This is a genomic window from Vogesella sp., from assembly GCF_046297735.1.
GTDB lineage: Bacteria > Pseudomonadota > Gammaproteobacteria > Burkholderiales > Chromobacteriaceae > Vogesella > Vogesella urethralis.
Window position 1 is genome coordinate 358,557 of sequence record NZ_JBKBHK010000002.1, and the last position, 16,414, is coordinate 374,970.

Consider the following 16,414-nt stretch of genomic DNA (forward strand, 5'->3'; position numbering starts at 1 on the left):
AGCCCCCGCTTGCCAGGTAAGCGGGGGCTTTGTGTTGCAGGGGCTTATTTGTCGATACCGCCCAGCAGCACGTACTTGATTTCCAGGTAGTCTTCGATGCCGTACTTGGAGCCTTCACGGCCCAGGCCGGACTGTTTTACGCCGCCGAACGGCGCGGCTTCGTTGGACAGGATGCCGCTGTTGACCGCCACCATGCCGTACTCCAGGCCTTCGGACACGCGGAAGATGCGGCCGATATCGCGGGCGTAGAAGTAGGACGCCAGGCCGAACTCGGTGTCGTTCGCCATCTGGATGGCTTCTTCTTCGCTGTGGAAGCGGAAGATCGGTGCCAGCGGGCCGAAGGTTTCTTCCTTTGCCACTTTCATCGCCGGGGTCACGCCGGTGATCACGGTCGGTTCGAAGAAGCTGTGGCCCAGCGCGTGGCGTTTGCCACCGGTGACCAGTTGGCCGCCTTTGGCCAGCGCGTCGGCAATGTGCTCTTCCACTTTGGCCACCGCGTTCAGGTCGATCATCGGGCCTTGGGTGACGCCGCTTTCCAGGCCGTTACCCACCTGCAGTTTGGCCACGGCAGCGGCAAACTTCTCGGCGAAGGCGTCGTACACGCCGTCCTGTACCAGCAGACGGTTGGCGCACACGCAGGTCTGGCCGGCGTTGCGGTACTTGGAAATGATGGCGCCTTCCACGGCAGCGTCCAGGTCGGCGTCGTCGAACACGATGAACGGCGCGTTGCCGCCCAGTTCCATCGACACTTTCTTCACTGTCTCGGCGCACTGGCTGATCAGCTTGCGGCCAACCTCGGTGGAACCGGTGAAGGAGAATTTCTTCACGGTGTCGCTACCGGTCAGCACGCCGCCGATGTCGGTAGAACCGCCGGTCAGCACCGAGAACACGCCAGCCGGAATGCCGGCGCGCTCGGCCAGTACGGCAATGGCCAGTGCCGACAGCGGGGTCTGGCTGGCGGGGCGTACCACCATCGGGCAGCCGGCGGCCAGTGCCGGGGCGGCCTTGCGGGTGATCATGGCGTTCGGGAAGTTCCACGGCGTGATGGCGGCGGTAACGCCGATCGGCTCCTTGGTCACCAGAATGCGCTTGTCAAAGCCGGTGGACGGAATGGTGTCGCCGTAAATGCGCTTGGCTTCTTCGGCGTACCACTCGATGTAGCTGGCGCCGTAGGCGATTTCGCCCTTGGCTTCTGCCAGCGGCTTGCCTTGTTCGCTGGTGAGGATCACGCCCAGGTCGTCCTGGTTGGCCATCATCAGGTCGAACCATTTGCGCAGGATGCCCGCGCGCTCTTTGGCGGATTTCTTTTTCCAGGTCTTGAACGCTTCGGCGGCGCCGGCAACAGCGCGCTCGGCTTCGGCACGGCCCATTTTCGGTACGTGGGCGATCACTTCGCCGGTGGCCGGGTTGGTGACGGCGATGGTTTCGCCGTTATCGGCGTCCAGCCACTGGCCGTTGATGTAGCACTGCTGGCGCAGCAGGGACGGGTCTTTCAGGTTCAGCATGGGGGTGTCCTTTTGGCGATGCGGCCAACGTTGCCAGGGGCAAGGTTGGCCGCAGGGTCAGGCTAGTTCAGTATCAGGCCTTGATGGCAGCAACCAGTTTCTGCAGCGCTTCTTCGAAGACCTCGTCTTCGATGGTCAGCGGGAACAGGAAACGCACCACGTTGCCGTACACGCCGCAGATCAGCAGGATCAGGCCGGATTCCAGCGCCTTGGTCTGTACTTTCTTGGCGAAGTCGGCGTCAGCATCATGGCTGCCAGCCTTGTTGAATTCCACGGCAATCATGGCGCCCGGGCCGCGCACGTCGGCAATCTGCGGGATCTCGGCTTTCAGGCCGTTCAGGGTTTCTTTCAGCTGGGCGCCCAGTTTGTTGGCGCGTTCCAGCAGTTTTTCTTCCTGGATGGCGCTGATGACGGCTTTGGCTGCAGCCAGGGCCAGCGGGCTGCCGGCGTAAGTGCCGCCCAGACCGCCCGGTGCCGGTGCGTCCATGACCTGGGCGCGGCCAACTACGGCAGAGATCGGGAAGCCACCGGCCATCGATTTGGCCATGGTCAGCAGGTCCGGCGCCACGTCATAGTGTTCCATGGCGAAGAATTTGCCGGTACGGGCAAAGCCGGCCTGTACTTCGTCGGCGATCATCAGGATGCCGTGCTGGTCGCACAGGGCGCGCAGTGCGCGTACCCATTCGGCCGGCGCCTGGTAGAAGCCGCCTTCGCCTTGTACCGGTTCGAAGATGATGGCGGCCACGCGGGTGGCTTCAATGTCGTACTTGAACAGCTTTTCGATGCTGGCGATGGACTCTTCGATCGACACGCCGTGCAGCGGGTTCGGGAACAGTGCGTGGTACACGTCGGACGGGAACGGGCCGAAACCGATCTTGTACGGGGCTACCTTGCCGGTCAGCGCCATGCCCATCAGGGTACGGCCGTGGAAACCGCCACCAAAGGCGATGATGCCGGGGCGGCCGGTAGCGGCACGGGCGATCTTGACGGCGTTTTCAACGGCTTCGGCGCCGGTGGTGTAGAACGCGGTTTTGTTCTCGCCCGGAATCGGGGCCAGCTTGTTCAGCTGTTCGGCTACGTCGATGTACAGTTCGTACGGCACTACTTGGTAGCAGGTGTGGCTGAATTTGTTCAGTTGCTCGGCGACGGCGGCTTGCACTTTGTCGTGCAGGTGGCCGGTATTCAGTACGCCGATACCACCGGCAAAGTCGATGTAGCGCTTGCCTTCGGTGTCCCAGATTTCGGCGTTTTTGGCACGCTCGGCAAAGAAGGAACACATTACGCCCACACCGCGCGGGGTGGCGTTGGCTTTACGCTGCATCAGTTGTTGCGGGTTCATGAATCTCTCCTAGGTAGACGACCGGGCTGGCCAGCCTGCCACGACGCGGGCAGGGCAGTGGGACGGCCATTGTTTGCATCGATTCTAGCGTGGTGTTTAGCAAAGTGCCACGAGTGATTGATAATTTAAACAGTGGCTGCACTCGCAGTGTGGCGATTCGGCACGTTGTCTGACAATCCGGCCGCATCGCTGTGGCAGGAGGCGGCCACGGGCGAAGAAAAACCCCGTTGCCGCGGCAAACGGGGTTTCTGGCTGTGGTGTGGCGAGGATCAGAAGAAGCGGTTGATATCGGCCACGACTTTGTCGTCCAGCTCGCCGGCAGCCTGTGCCAGCGACAGGCGGGCGTACAGGTAGTTATAGCGCGCTTCGGCCAGGCCGCGTACCGCGTCCTGGTAGTCGCGCTCGGCGTTCAGCAGGTCGAGGTTGGTACGTACACCGACGTCCTTGCCCAGCCGGGTGGAGTCCAGCTTGCTCTTGGCGGAGACCAGCAGCTGCTCTTGCGCTTTGACCAGCGCCGCGCCGTTGCTGACACCTAGCCAGGCGCGGCGTACGTCTAGCCGTACCTGACGACGGGCAGCCTCTACGTCTTCGCGCGCTTTGTCCAGGTTGGCCGCGGCCTCCGTTACTTGCGAGCTGATGGCGCCACCGGCGTACAGCGGCAGGCTCAGGTTCAGGCCCAGGCTATTACCGCGGGTGTGCTGCTGATTGCTCAGCTTGCTGCTAGGGCTGTTGCTGTAGCTATCGCTCAGCCCGGCCGTCAGACTGACGGTGGGCAGGTGCTTGCCACGCGCGTCTTCCAGCGTACGCTCTGCCAGCAGTTGTTGTTGCAGCGCCGATTTCAGTGCCAGGCTGCCGCTTTCGCCGCGGGCGATCCAGCTGTCCAGCGTGCCGATATCGCCATTGCTCAGGGCCTTTTCATGACGCAGGCGGTTGATGCGTTCCGGCGGCAAGCCGGTCAGGTTGGCTAGCGTGTTGCGCTTGATTTCGAGGTCGCTGACCGCGGCAATTTCCTTGGCCTGGGCGGCATCGTAGCCGGCTTGCGCTTCGTGGGTGTCGGTGATGGTGGCAGTACCGACCTCGAATGCCTTCTTGGCCTGTGCCAGCTGGCGGTCGTAGGCTTTCTTGGTGGCTTGGGTAACGTTCAACACGTCTTCGGCCAGTAGCACGTCGATATAGGCACGGGCCACGTCGGCGATCAACTGCTGGGTAGCAGCATCGAACTGCACGCCGGACAGCTCGCTGGCGATCATGCCTTTTTTGTAGGCGCCGTAGCTGGCGACGTCGAACAGTGGCTGCGATAGCTGCAAGCCCAGCTCGCGGCTGGTATAGGCGGCGATATCCGGCTTCATCGAGTCGGTGCGGTTCAGGCTGGCTGACAGGCCGATGGTTGGCCGCAGCTGGGCGCGGCCCTGTACCGCTTTTTCCTGACCGGCTTGCAGCGTGGCACGGGCACCGGCGTAGCCGGCGTCGTAGTTGCGGGCGGCCTGTACTGCTTCGTTGAGGTCGAAAGCCTGGGCACTGGCAGCCATGCCCAGCGACAGCAGGGTGGTCAAGATAAGCTGATGGCGTTGTTTCATCGCTCGTTCCATAAAGATATAAACTGTATCGCAGCTCCCACCATAACCCAATATGGCGGGGTTTTCAGCTGCTAAATGGTTAATGTATTTGCGGCCGCTTTACCTTGAACCAGCTGGCGTACAGCGCCGGCAAGAAGAACAGGGTCAGCAGCGTGGCGACCAGCAGGCCGCCCATGATGGCGACGGCCATCGGGCCCCAGAAGGTACTGCGCGTCAGCGGCACCATGGCCAGGATGGCGGCCAGTGCGGTTAGCATGATGGGGCGGAAGCGGCGTACGGTAGAGCCGACCACGGCTTCAAAGCGGTCTATGCCCTCGCTGATGTCGCTTTCGATTTGGTCGACCAGAATCACCGAGTTGCGCATGATCATACCGGCCAGTGCGATGACGCCCAGCATGGCTACAAAACCGAAAGGTGCGCTGAACAGAATGAGTGTCAACGTGACACCGATCATGCCCAAAGGTGCCGTCAACACCACCAACAGGCTGCGCTGGAAGCTCTTCAGTTGCAGCATCAGCAGGGTAAACACGATCACCAGCATCAGCGGTTGCACCTTGGCAATGGCAGCCTGCGAGTTTTTGCTGGCTTCCAGCGAGCCGCCCAGTTCAATGTGGTAGCCCAGCGGCAGGGTTTTTTCCAGGGCCTGCATTTTGGGCCATAGGTCATTGGAAATGTCGGCTGCCTGTACGCCGTCGGCGGCATCTGCGCGAACCGAAATGGTGGGCAGGCGGTTACGGTGCCAAATGATGCTTTCTTCCGGTGCGTAGCGTACGGTAGCCAGCTGCGATACTGGTACATAACGGCCGCTGGCGGTCTGCACCATCAGGTTGCCCAGCTGTTCGATCTGTTGCCGTTCGTTGCCGGTGAGCCGTGCGGTAACGGCGATGGCCTTGTCACCTTCACGCCACTCGGTAATGGTGGCACCGGTCAGCATCATCTGCAGCTGGCGGCTCAGGCTCTGGCTGGACATGCCCAAAGTACGGGCCTTGTCCTGGTCGATTTCCACCCGCAGCGAGCGCGCTTGTTCGCCCCAGTCATTGTTGACGTGGCGGGCACCGGGGTGCTTACGCACCAGTGTTTCTACCTGGCTGGCGATGGCGCGTACTTTGTCGTGGTCTTCACCCATCACGCGGAACTGCACCGCGTAGCCCACCGGCGGGCCGTTTTCCAGCCGGGTAACACGGCCACGTACCAGCGGGAAGTCGCTATCGAACAGTTTTTCCAGCTTGTGTTTTACCTGTTCGCGCACTTTTTCGTCTTTGGTCATCACCATCAACTGGGCGTAGTTCAGGTGCTGCTGCTGTTGATCCAGCGGCAAGTAGAAACGCGGGCTGCCACCGCCGACATAGCTGGTAACGCTGACGATATTGGCGTCGCCTTTCAGGGCGGCTTCCAGTTTTTGAACTTCACGCTCGGTGGCTTCATAGCTGGCGCTCTGTGGCAGCCACATGTCCACCATCAGCTCCGGGCGGTTGGACGAGGGGAAGAACTGCTGCGCAACAAACAGCTTGAAGGCCACCATCGACAGGATGAAGGCCCCCAGCGTCATGGCAATCACTGTCTTGCGATGATCCAGGCACCATTCCACTGCCTGGCGGAAGCGTACGTAGAATGGCTTCTGGTACACGTCGCCGTGACCATGGTTGGCCATGTTTTCCGGCAGCAGGCGATAACCCAGATAGGGGGTGAAGATCACCGCGACGATCCACGACAGGATCAGCGCAATGCTGACCACCGAAAACAGGCTGAATACGTATTCGCCGGCGTTGGACTTGGCCATGCCTACCGGCAGGAAGGTGGCGGCGGTAATCAGCGTGCCGGTCAGCATCGGGAAGGCAGTGCTGGTGTAGGCAAAGGTAGCGGCCTGGAACTTGTTCCAGCCTTGCTCCAGCTTCAGCGCCATCATCTCTACCGCGATGATGGCATCGTCCACCAGTAGGCCAAGCGCGATGATCAGCGAGCCGAGCGAGATGCGTTGCAGGTCCATGTTCAGGAAGTACATGGCCAGGAAGGTCATGGCCAGCACCAGCGGGATAGACAGCGCCACCACGATGCCGGTGCGCATGCCCAGGCTGAAAAAGCTGACCGCCAGCACGATCACTACCGCCTCGATCAGCGAGCGCATGAACTCGCCGACGGCATTTTTTACCACCTTGGGCTGGTCGGACACGGCGTGGATCTCGATACCTACTGGTAGCTTGCTCTTCACCTCGTCCATCAGCAGCTGCAGGTTGTTGCCCAGCTTCAGTACGTTACCGCCTTTTTTCATGCTGATGGCCAGGCCGATGGCCGGCTGGCCGTCAAAGCGCATACCAAAGTTGGGCGGGTTGACGAACTCGCGACTGACCTTGGCGATATCGCCCAGGCGGAAAGTTTTGCCGCCGCTGCTGATCGGGGTAGCAGCGATGGCATCTACCGAGTTGTAGCTGCCGCTGACGCGTACCCAGATACGGTCGCTGGCGGTGTCGTAGTTACCAGCCGGGACCACGCTGTTTTGTGCTGCCAGCGCGTTCCAGATCAGGTTGCTGTCCAGCTGCAAGCCGGCCAGCTTGGCGGTATCCAGCGTGACGTATATACGCTCTTCCTGCTCACCGATGATTTCCACCTTGCCCACGTCGGGTACGCGCAGGATTTCCTGGCGCGCCTGTTCAACGTACTGGCGTATGTCTTCGTAGCTGAAACCGTCGCCGGTGAAGGCGTACAGATTGCCAAAGGTATCGCCGAACTCGTCGTTGAAGTAGGGGCCGCGAATATCGGTGGGCAAGGTGTGCCGGATATCGCCGATTTTCTTGCGTACCGTGTACCACAGCTGCTGTACGTCCTTGGGTGGAACGTCCTCGCGGATAGTCACGATCAGCAGCGCCTCACCCGGTTTGGTGTAGCTTTTGACGTTCTCCAGCTCGCCCATTTCCTGCAGCTTTTTTTCGATGCGCGAGGTCACTTGCTGCTCGGTTTCCAGCGCCGTGGCGCCAGGCCACAGCACGCGTACCATCATGGCCTTGAAGGTGAACTCGGGGTCTTCCTTTTGCCCCAGCTGGGTGTAGGCAAACACGCCGGCCAGCATCAACACTACCATCAGGTAGCGTACCAGCGAGCTGTTGCGGATGGCCCATTCGGACAGATTCAACGAATGCTTCATGGTGTCTGTCCTTATTGCGCCAGCAAGGAGACGCGCTGGCCGTCGCGCAGCAGGTGCACGCCCGCAGTAACGACCTTTTCGCCACCTTGCAAGCCGCTCTGGATGCTGATGCCCTGGCTATCCGGCGCATCCACGGTGACAGCTTTGCGGCCAACCTTTTGTGTTTTGGGGTCGATTACCCATACATAGTGTTTGCCTTGCTGATCCAGCACGGCAGACAGTGGCAGGCGGATACCACTTTTCTGCGTTCCGGGCAGGTTGGCCAATACTGTCGCGGTCATTCCCAGGCGTATGTCGGCGGGGGTATTTTGCAGCTGCAGGCGGGCGGCATAAGTGCGGGTGGCCGGGTCGGCGTCGGCGGACAGTTCGCGCAGCGTAGCGGGCAGGTTCTGACGATCAGCCCATAGCTGAACCTGGAAGGCGCTGGCATTGCGAAAGGCTGCCACTGCGTTTTCCGGTACCTGGATCAGTACCTCGCGTTCGCCGGCGGCGGCCAGACGTGCTACCACTTGCCCAGCAGCTACCACCTGGCCGGGCTCCAGTGTGATGTCGCTAACAATACCGTTAGTGTCAGCCAGTAGCTGGGTGTAGTTGGCCTGGTTGCGGCTGGCTGACAGCGCCGCCTGTGCTTGTTGCAGGCTGGCGCGGGCGCTTTGCACTGCGGTTTGCTGGCGCTCTACCTGGGCGGTGCTGATGAAGTTCTGCGTCAGCAGCTCGCGGTAGCGTTTGAGGTCGGCCTCTTGCTGCGCCAGGTTGGCCTGCGCGGCCGCGACTTGTGCTTGTTTGGCCTGGCTGTCCAGCTGGTAGTCGCTGGCGTCCAGTACCGCCAGTACCTGGCCTTTTTGTACGCTGTCGCCGCTGTTGACACGTTTTTCTACTACTTTGCCTGCCACTCTGAAGGCCAGGCGGCTTTCCTGACGGGCGCGTACTTCACCGCTGAAACTGCGTACACCGTGGCTTTGATCCTGGCCAGCGACGGTATAGCGTACCGGGCGGATTTCTTCTACCGGCTTGACGTCTTCCTTGCACGCAGTCAGGGCCAGCAACAGGGCTGTGGCAACGGCAGCGCGGTGCAGGTGGGGGGGCATGATGGGTTTCCTCGTGATGTTCATGTTTTTCATGTGCGTGTTTTCAAACCGTTGAGCATCAAGTCCAGCGACAGCTCCAGGTAGTCCAGCGGCGGTAACGAACGGTGGGCAGATTCCGTTATGACGCGTCCGAACGAGCAGCGCCAGGTCATGGTGAGCAGCATGGGCGCCGTAAGCGTATCGGCGACAGCATGCGGGTTGCTGCAATGAAACTCGCCGCGCGCCATGCCGCGCTGCAGTACTTGCAGCAGCATCTGGTGGCTGGGTTCGATCACTTCGTCGTGGTAAAAGCGTGCCAGCTCGGGGAAGTTGGTGGCTTCGGCAAACATCAGCTTGCAGATACCGCCCAGCGGCGACTCGCCCACCTCTATCCACCAACGCCGCATCATCAGGCGCAACAAATCGGCGCTACTGCCATCGAACTGCTGTACCAATTCGGCAAAGCTGGCCAGGCGGGTAACCAGGTTTTCGCGCACCACGGCTTTGAAAATGTCTTCTTTGTTTTCAAAGTACAGATAGGGCGTGCCCTTGGTGACACCGGCCGCCTTGGCGATGTCTTCCATCTTGGTGGTCTTGAAGCCCTTTTCCACGAACAGCGCCAGCGCCGCGTCCAGGATTTCGGCGGGGCGGACTTCCTTGCGGCGGCGCCAGCGGGCGACCGGGCAGCAGGTGGATTGGTCAGCTTTGTTTGTCATTTCTGAAAATCGGTTCATTAATTCAGTGTGCAATGTAGAGCAAGCACTCTGATGCATCAATTAATAAATCAATATTCACTAACCGACATGGTTAGAATGCAACACCTGACAGTTATTGCTGTGCAGCAACCGTGTATCCGACTACCCGCTACTTGGAGATTCAGACGTGAGCGTAGCCCCTCTGGACAAGGCGGCCATCCTGGCCGAAGCCCTGCCTTACATCCGTTCCTTTAACGGTAAAACCATCGTGGTGAAATACGGTGGCAATGCCATGACCGACGACAAGCTGAAAGAAGACTTTGCCAAGGACGTGGTGCTGCTGAAGCTGGTGGGCTTGAACCCGGTGGTAGTACACGGCGGCGGCCCGCAGATCAACGATCTGCTGAACCGCGTGGGCAAGGAAGGCCAATTCATCCAGGGCATGCGCGTGACCGACAGCGAAACCATGGACGTAGTAGAAATGGTGCTGGGTGGCTTGGTGAACAAGGAAATCGTGTCGCTGATCAACAAACACGGCGGCAAAGCGGTAGGCATTACCGGTAAGGATGGCCATTTCATCCGTGCCAGCAAGCTGTTCCTGAAGTCGGAGTCGGATGAAGACATCGATATCGGTCAGGTGGGCGATATCGAACACATCGACCCCAGCCTGGTCTCGCTGCTGGACAGCCAGGATTTCATCCCGGTGGTGGCGCCGATTGGCGTGGGGAGCGAAGGCGAAGCCTACAACATCAACGCCGACGTGGTAGCCGGCAAGCTGGCGGAAACGCTGAAAGCCGAAAAGCTGGTGTTGATGACCAACACCCCGGGCGTACTGGACAAGCAAGGCCAGCTGCTGACCGGACTGACCGCCGCCCGTGTGGACGAGCTGTTTGCCGACGGCACCATCAGCGGCGGCATGCTGCCCAAGATCAGCTCGGCGCTGGATGCGGCCAAGAGCGGCGTGAACTCGGTGCACATCATCGACGGTCGCGTGCCGCACGCGCTGCTGCTGGAGATCCTCACCGACGCGGGTGTGGGCACCATGATCAAGGCAAACTAAGTCCTTGATCGACGTAGGGAAAAGGCTGCCGGAGGGCAGCCTTTTTTGCATTTGGCAGATGCGCAGCGCTGGCTATAGTGAAGTGCCGGCGTCATGGATGCCGGCTTTACCTAAAACGTGCAATACGGAGGAGCCATGCAGACAGTCAGACAGTTACTGGACAACAAATCGGTCGAGCTGATCCACATCGGCCCGGATGCCACTGTGTTTCAGGCGCTGCAGCTGATGGCCGAGCACGATATCGGCGCCGTACTGGTGATGGACATGGGCGATGTGCTGGGGATTTTTTCCGAGCGCGACTACGCTCGCCGCATCGTGCTGCAAGGGCGTACCTCGGCCGGCACCAAGGTGCGCGACATCATGACCAGCAAGGTGGTGTACGTTAGCCCTGAACAGAGCGTGGCCGAATGCATGGCGCTGATGACCGAAAAGCACTTCCGCCATTTGCCGGTAATGGAAAGCGGCAAGGTAGTGGGCATGCTGTCGATTGGCGATCTGGTGCGTGCCACCATCGAAGAGCAGCAGTTTGTCATCGAACAGCTGGTGAACTACATCCGCGCTTGAGCGGAATGTGGGATGAAAACAAAGGTTGGCCGCAGCGCTTGCGGCCAACCTTTGCCGTTTCAGGCACCGGGTACGATCTGGCGCGCCAGCTGCATCAGCGCCGGGGCGATCTGGTTGCGCATGGTGTCTGCGTCAAACGCAAACGCCGGGCCGCTGGCGTTCAGGCACAGGCTGCCCTGGCCAGGCGCAGGCGAGGGCAGGGCCACGCCGACCGCCATCACGTCGCGCTCGAACTCGCCGAACGATTCGCTATAGCCGCGCTGCACTACCTGCTGCCGCGCTTGTTCCAGTTTGGCTTGCACCAGCGGCCAGTCGGCAGCGTAACGCGCGGCCATGTCGGCGTCGGCCAGTTCGCGTTCGGTGGCGCTCAGGCTGCTGTAGCAGGCGCGGCCAATGGCGGTGCTGGCCAGCGGCACCCGCGAGCCGACGCTAAGCTGGACCGATACCCGTGCCTGGCTGCGGCAGGTTTCCAGGTACACGATATCGCTGCCGTCGCGCATGCCCAGGCTTACCGAAATGGTGTGCTTTAGCGCGAAGTCGCGCATCAGCGGCGCGGCCACGCGGCGGATGTCGTAGCTGCCCAGCACCGCCGAACCCAGCGCCAGTACCGCCAGGCCCAGGCGGTAAAAGCCGCTGTCGGCATCCTGCGACAGGTAGCCCAACTTGGTCAGCGTATAGGTGAGGCGCGACACGGTGGATTTGGGCAGGCCGGTGCGTTGTGCCAGCACCTGGTTCGATAGCGCGGACTCGCCCGGCCGGAACGCCGACAACACGCGCAAACCGCGCGCCAGTGCCTCGACGAACAAGCGGTCTTTGCCTTCTTCTTCCTGCGGGATAAGCGACATGGTGGCAATGCTCCTATCTGAAGAGTGGCAAGAATAGTGCAGTGCGCGCCGTGCTCCCACAAAAAACTTTACACACGGCAGGTGCCTTGCTAGTCTATTTTGCAATACAGAATTAAATTCCGCAATGCGGAACTAAGCAAAGGAGAATTGCATGGCCGCTACCTCGAATCGCGCACCGTTCAACTGGGACGATGCCCTGCTGCTGAACGACCAGCTCACCGACGAAGAGCGCATGGTGCGCGATACCGCCTTCGCCTATTGCCAGGAACAACTGCTGCCGCGCGTGCTCACCGCCAACCGCGAAGAGCGTTTCGACCGCGAGATCATGAGCGAGATGGGTGAGCTGGGCCTGCTGGGCTGCACCATCGACAGCCACGGCTGCGCCGGCCTGTCGCACGTGGCCTACGGCCTGATCGCCCGCGAGGTAGAGCGTGTGGATTCCGGCTACCGTTCCGCCATGTCGGTACAGAGCAGCTTGGTGATGCACCCGATCTGGGCCTACGGCACCGACGCGCAAAAAGACAAATACCTGCCCAAGCTCGCTAGCGGCGAATGGGTAGGCTGCTTCGGCCTCACCGAGCCGGACGCCGGCTCCGACCCGGCCGGCATGAAAACCCGTGCCCGCAAAGTGGACGGCGGTTACGTGCTGCACGGCAGCAAGATGTGGATTACCAACAGCCCGATCGCCGACGTGTTCGTGGTGTGGGCCAAGGACGACGAAGGCGAGATCCGCGGCTTCGTACTGGAAAAAGGCATGAAAGGCCTGTCCGCGCCCAAGATCGAAGGCAAGTTTTCGCTGCGCGCCTCCATCACCGGTGAAATCGTGATGGACAACGTGGAAGTGGGCGAAGACGCGCTGCTGCCGCACGTCAAAGGCCTGAAAGGCCCGTTCGGCTGCCTCAATAAAGCCCGCTACGGTATTGCTTGGGGTGCCATGGGCGCTGCCGAGTTCTGCTGGCACGGCGCCCGCCAGTACACGCTGGACCGCAAACAGTTCAACCGTCCTTTGGCCGCCACCCAGCTGGTGCAGCTGAAACTGGCCAATATGCAGACCGAGATCAGCCTCGGCCTGCAAGCCGCGCTGCGCGTTGGCCGCCTGATGGATGAAGGCCGTGCCGCGCCGGAAATGATCAGCCTGATCAAGCGCAACAACTGCGGCAAGGCGCTGGACATCGCCCGCATTGCGCGCGACATGCACGGCGGCAACGGCATTTGCGACGAATTCCACATCATCCGCCACGTGATGAACCTGGAAGCCGTCAACACCTATGAAGGCACGCACGATGTGCATGCCCTGATTCTGGGCCGCGCCCAGACCGGTATTCAGGCATTTGCCTGATGTGATGTCCCGCCGGCGGGCTTCACCCCGGCGGGATGTTGGTTCCTGTCTGTCCTTGAGGCCCGGCTGCAATCCGGGCCTGTTTTTTTGCAGGCAGCCCATCAAACAGGAGACGAACATGTCAGGTGCACTGTCAGGCATCAAGGTGCTGGACCTTACCCGCGTACTGGCCGGCCCGTGGACCGGCCAACTGCTGGCCGATCTGGGCGCGGAAGTCATCAAGGTAGAACGCCCGGGCAGCGGCGACGATACCCGGCAATGGGCGCCGCCCAGCCTGCCGGATGGCACGGCGGCGTATTATCTGGCGGCCAACCGTGGCAAGCAGTCGCTGACGGTGGACATCACCCAGCCCGCCGGCCAGGCCATCGTGCGGCAACTGGCGGCCGAAGCCGACGTGCTGCTGGAAAACTACAAGGTGGGCGGCCTCAAGAAATACGGCCTCGACTACGACAGCCTGCGCGCGCTTAACCCGGGGCTGGTGTACTGCTCGATCACCGGCTTTGGCCAGACCGGCCCCTACGCTGAGCTGCCTGGTTACGATTACATCGTGCAAGGCATGTCCGGCCTGATGAGCATTACCGGCCCGGCCGACGGCGAGCCGCACAAGGTTGGTGTGGCGGTGACCGACTTGTTTACCGGCCTGTACGCGGCCAATGCGGTACAGGCAGCCTTGCTGTCGCGCTACCGCACTGGCGAAGGCCAGCATATCGATATGGCTTTGTTTGATTGCTCGCTGGCGATGCTGGCCAACGTCAACATGAACTGGCTGGTGGGCGGCGAAGTGCCGCCACGGCTGGGCAATGCGCATCCCAATATCGTGCCTTACCAGGTGTTCCGCACCGCTGGTGACAGCCATTTCATCCTGGCGTGCGGTAACGACAAGCAGTTCCGCGCCATTTGCGAACTGATCGGCCTGCCACAGTTGGCCGCAGACGAGCGTTTTGCCAGCAACCCGCAGCGTGTGCGGCATCGCGACCTGCTGGTGCCACAGCTGGCCGAAGCTTTCCTCACCCGTGGGCGCGACGAATGGTTGAAGCTGCTGGATGCTGCTGGTGTGCCGTGCGGCCCGATCAATACCGTAGACGAAGCCTTTACCGACCCGCAGATCCGTTTCCGTAAAATGGAGCTGCACCTGAAGGACGCGCAAGGCCAGGACGTGCCGCAAGTGGCGTGCCCGATCAAGATGTCCGGCACACCGCCGCGCTACGATGCGCCGCCGCCCAAGCTGGGCCAGCACACCGACAGCGTGCTGTCGGCATTGGGTTATGACGCTGCGGCAATTGCACAACTGAAGGCAAACGGCACCGTTTAAACGCTTGTTTGATTTTGACGTGCCGGTGCAATCATTGCATCATTGGGCAAATCAATCCTCCCCCTGCGCAAAGGAGAAGCGGTGGAACGCGAATACATGGAATACGACGTGGTGGTAGTCGGTGGCGGGCCTTCCGGCCTGTCCGCAGCCATCCGTCTGAAGCAGCTGGCCGCCGAGAAGGGCCAGGAGATCAGTGTCTGTCTGCTGGAAAAGGGCTCCGAGATCGGCGCCCATATCCTGTCGGGTGCCGTGCTGGAGCCGCGTACCCTGAACGAGCTGATCCCCGACTGGAAAGAAAAAGGCGCGCCGCTGAACACGCCGGCCAAGTCCGACCGCTTCCTGTACCTCACCGAAACCGAGTCCATCCAGCTGCCGACCCCGCCGCAGATGAACAACCACGGCAACTACATCATTAGCCTGGGTAACTTCTGTCGCTGGCTGGGCCAGCAGGCCGAAGAGCTGGGGGTGGAGATCTACCCCGGCTTTGCCGCTGCCGAAGTACTGTTCCATGCCGATGGCTCGGTCAAAGGCGTGGCCACCGGCAATGTGGGCACCGGCAAGAACGGCGACCAGGAAGGCGAACCGGGCATCGAGCTGTGGGCCAAGCAGACCATCTTTGCCGAAGGCTGTCGTGGTTCGCTCACCAAAGGCCTGTTCGAACGCTTCCAGCTGCGCGCCGAGGCCGACCCGCAAACCTACGGTATCGGTATCAAGGAACTGTGGGAAGTGAAGCCCGAGCTGCACGAAGCCGGCAAGATCACCCACACCGCCGGCTGGCCGATGGACCAGAGCACCTACGGTGGTTCCTTCCTCTACCATCTGGAAAACAACCAGGTCGTCGTGGGCTTCGTGGTCGGTCTGGATTACCAGAACCCCTACTTGTCGCCGTACGAAGAATTCCAGCGCTTCAAGACCCACCCGGCCATCAAGGGTGTATTTGAAGGCGGCCGTCGCTTGTCCTACGGTGCGCGTGCCATTTCCGAAGGCGGCTTGCAGAGCATTCCCAAGCTCACCTTCCCGGGTGGCGTACTGGTGGGCGATACCGCCGGTTTCCTCAACGTGCCCAAGATCAAGGGCACCCACACCGCGATGAAGTCCGGCATGTTGGCCGCCGACGCCGTATTCGACCTGCTGGCCGCTCAGCCGGACAGCCAGGGTGGCGAGGCTGTGGCCTACACCCAGGCCTTCAAGCAAAGCTGGTTGTTCGACGAACTGCACAGCGTGCGCAACATCCGCCCGTCGTTCCGCTGGGGCCTGTGGCCGGCGATGATCTACTCGGCTATCGATACCTATCTGTTCCGAGGCAAAGCGCCGTGGACGCTGCGTCACAAGCACCACGACCACGAATGCCTGAAGCGCAAAGACGAATGCAGCCCGATCAACTATCCGAAGCCGGATGGCGTGCTCACCTTCGATCGTCTGTCGTCGGTATTCATCTCCAATACCAACCATAGCGAAGATCAGCCGCCACACTTGAAACTGAAGGACGCCGCCACCCCGATCCGCATCAACCTGGCACAGTACGATGCACCGGAACAGCGCTACTGCCCGGCGGGTGTTTACGAGATCGTTGGCCGCGAAGAAGGCAAACCGCAGCTGCAGATCAACGCGCAGAACTGCGTGCATTGCAAAACCTGTGACATCAAGGACCCCACCCAGAACATCAACTGGACCACGCCGGAAGGCGGTGGCGGCCCGAATTACCCCAATATGTAAGCTCACAGCCCGGTGCCAGCCGGGCTTTTTCATGCGAGTTCGGAAAGGTTGGCCGCATGCGGCCAACCTTTTTGCTTTTTGCTACCTTTGCAAATCAGCTACTTATGCAATTGTTTGCACTTTTTTGTGCTCGAGGTGTTGACGGCCCAGGGCGGGGTGGGTATAGTTCGCCTCCTCAGCTGACGACGCAAACGAAACGAAGTCAGCACCGCTCTTTAAACAAACCAAATAACCGATAGGTGTAAGTGTCTGGCTC

General features: G+C 60.9%; 12 protein-coding genes. 5 read left to right on the plus strand and 7 right to left on the minus strand.

The annotated features are described in order from the left end of the window. Positions 1-44: 44 nt before the first annotated feature. The 6 genes from gabD to ACK4FZ_RS04405 form a co-directional block, all read right to left on the minus strand. Positions 45-1,505: an NADP-dependent succinate-semialdehyde dehydrogenase gene (gene gabD, locus ACK4FZ_RS04380; protein WP_409818426.1), complete on the minus strand. Its 1,461-nt coding sequence runs from the start codon at positions 1,503-1,505 to the stop codon at positions 45-47. A 73-nt stretch (positions 1,506-1,578) separates the two neighbouring features. Next, positions 1,579-2,844, minus strand: coding sequence for a 4-aminobutyrate--2-oxoglutarate transaminase (gene gabT, locus ACK4FZ_RS04385; protein WP_144372353.1), 1,266 nt, complete (start codon positions 2,842-2,844; stop codon positions 1,579-1,581). Between the two features lie 269 nt (positions 2,845-3,113). Next, positions 3,114-4,421: a TolC family outer membrane protein gene (locus ACK4FZ_RS04390; RefSeq protein ID WP_409818427.1), complete on the minus strand. Its 1,308-nt coding sequence runs from the start codon at positions 4,419-4,421 to the stop codon at positions 3,114-3,116. Between the two features lie 79 nt (positions 4,422-4,500). After that, complete coding sequence (locus ACK4FZ_RS04395; RefSeq protein ID WP_409818428.1) at positions 4,501-7,560, minus strand: efflux RND transporter permease subunit; 3,060 nt, start codon at positions 7,558-7,560, stop codon at positions 4,501-4,503. 11 nt (positions 7,561-7,571) lie between these two features. Then, on the minus strand, positions 7,572-8,648 hold the full coding sequence (locus tag ACK4FZ_RS04400; protein ID WP_409818429.1) for an efflux RND transporter periplasmic adaptor subunit: 1,077 nt from the start codon (positions 8,646-8,648) through the stop codon (positions 7,572-7,574). A gap of 29 nt (positions 8,649-8,677) precedes the next feature. Beyond that, positions 8,678-9,343: a TetR/AcrR family transcriptional regulator gene (locus tag ACK4FZ_RS04405; protein ID WP_409818430.1), complete on the minus strand. Its 666-nt coding sequence runs from the start codon at positions 9,341-9,343 to the stop codon at positions 8,678-8,680. 166 nt (positions 9,344-9,509) lie between these two features. Between ACK4FZ_RS04405 and argB the strand changes: the two genes are divergently transcribed. Both argB and ACK4FZ_RS04415 read left to right on the plus strand, forming a co-directional pair. Beyond that, entirely contained in the window at positions 9,510-10,382 is an 873-nt protein-coding gene (argB, locus tag ACK4FZ_RS04410; RefSeq protein ID WP_144372358.1) for an acetylglutamate kinase, read from the plus strand. A 135-nt stretch (positions 10,383-10,517) separates the two neighbouring features. Continuing rightward, entirely contained in the window at positions 10,518-10,946 is a 429-nt protein-coding gene (locus ACK4FZ_RS04415) for a CBS domain-containing protein (RefSeq protein WP_409818431.1), read from the plus strand. Positions 10,947-11,005: 59 nt separating this feature from the next. On the opposite strand, the gene ACK4FZ_RS04420 is transcribed toward ACK4FZ_RS04415, so the two are convergent. Then, on the minus strand, positions 11,006-11,791 hold the full coding sequence (locus ACK4FZ_RS04420) for an IclR family transcriptional regulator (RefSeq protein WP_409818432.1): 786 nt from the start codon (positions 11,789-11,791) through the stop codon (positions 11,006-11,008). Between the two features lie 151 nt (positions 11,792-11,942). Here ACK4FZ_RS04420 and ACK4FZ_RS04425 point away from each other — a divergent pair, with 151 nt between their 5' ends. From ACK4FZ_RS04425 to ACK4FZ_RS04435, 3 genes are all read left to right on the plus strand, one after another. Further along, the gene (locus ACK4FZ_RS04425; protein WP_144372361.1) at positions 11,943-13,130 is read left to right on the plus strand and encodes an acyl-CoA dehydrogenase; all 1,188 of its coding nucleotides are present in this window, start codon (positions 11,943-11,945) and stop codon (positions 13,128-13,130) included. Between the two features lie 118 nt (positions 13,131-13,248). After that, positions 13,249-14,442, plus strand: coding sequence for a CaiB/BaiF CoA transferase family protein (locus tag ACK4FZ_RS04430; protein WP_409818433.1), 1,194 nt, complete (start codon positions 13,249-13,251; stop codon positions 14,440-14,442). A 96-nt stretch (positions 14,443-14,538) separates the two neighbouring features. Then, positions 14,539-16,158, plus strand: coding sequence for an electron transfer flavoprotein-ubiquinone oxidoreductase (locus ACK4FZ_RS04435; protein WP_409818445.1), 1,620 nt, complete (start codon positions 14,539-14,541; stop codon positions 16,156-16,158). Positions 16,159-16,414 lie beyond the last annotated feature (256 nt).

Coding starts and splice junctions, on each gene's coding strand:
- gabD (WP_409818426.1), bottom strand. CDS start 1,505: ATGCTGAACCTGAAAGACCCGTCCCTGCTGCGCCAGCAGTGCTACATC.
- gabT (WP_144372353.1), bottom strand. CDS start 2,844: ATGAACCCGCAACAACTGATGCAGCGTAAAGCCAACGCCACCCCGCGC.
- ACK4FZ_RS04390 (WP_409818427.1), bottom strand. CDS start 4,421: ATGAAACAACGCCATCAGCTTATCTTGACCACCCTGCTGTCGCTGGGC.
- ACK4FZ_RS04395 (WP_409818428.1), bottom strand. CDS start 7,560: ATGAAGCATTCGTTGAATCTGTCCGAATGGGCCATCCGCAACAGCTCG.
- ACK4FZ_RS04400 (WP_409818429.1), bottom strand. CDS start 8,648: ATGCCCCCCCACCTGCACCGCGCTGCCGTTGCCACAGCCCTGTTGCTG.
- ACK4FZ_RS04405 (WP_409818430.1), bottom strand. CDS start 9,343: ATGACAAACAAAGCTGACCAATCCACCTGCTGCCCGGTCGCCCGCTGG.
- ACK4FZ_RS04415 (WP_409818431.1), top strand. CDS start 10,518: ATGCAGACAGTCAGACAGTTACTGGACAACAAATCGGTCGAGCTGATC.
- ACK4FZ_RS04420 (WP_409818432.1), bottom strand. CDS start 11,791: ATGTCGCTTATCCCGCAGGAAGAAGAAGGCAAAGACCGCTTGTTCGTC.
- ACK4FZ_RS04425 (WP_144372361.1), top strand. CDS start 11,943: ATGGCCGCTACCTCGAATCGCGCACCGTTCAACTGGGACGATGCCCTG.
- ACK4FZ_RS04430 (WP_409818433.1), top strand. CDS start 13,249: ATGTCAGGTGCACTGTCAGGCATCAAGGTGCTGGACCTTACCCGCGTA.
- ACK4FZ_RS04435 (WP_409818445.1), top strand. CDS start 14,539: ATGGAATACGACGTGGTGGTAGTCGGTGGCGGGCCTTCCGGCCTGTCC.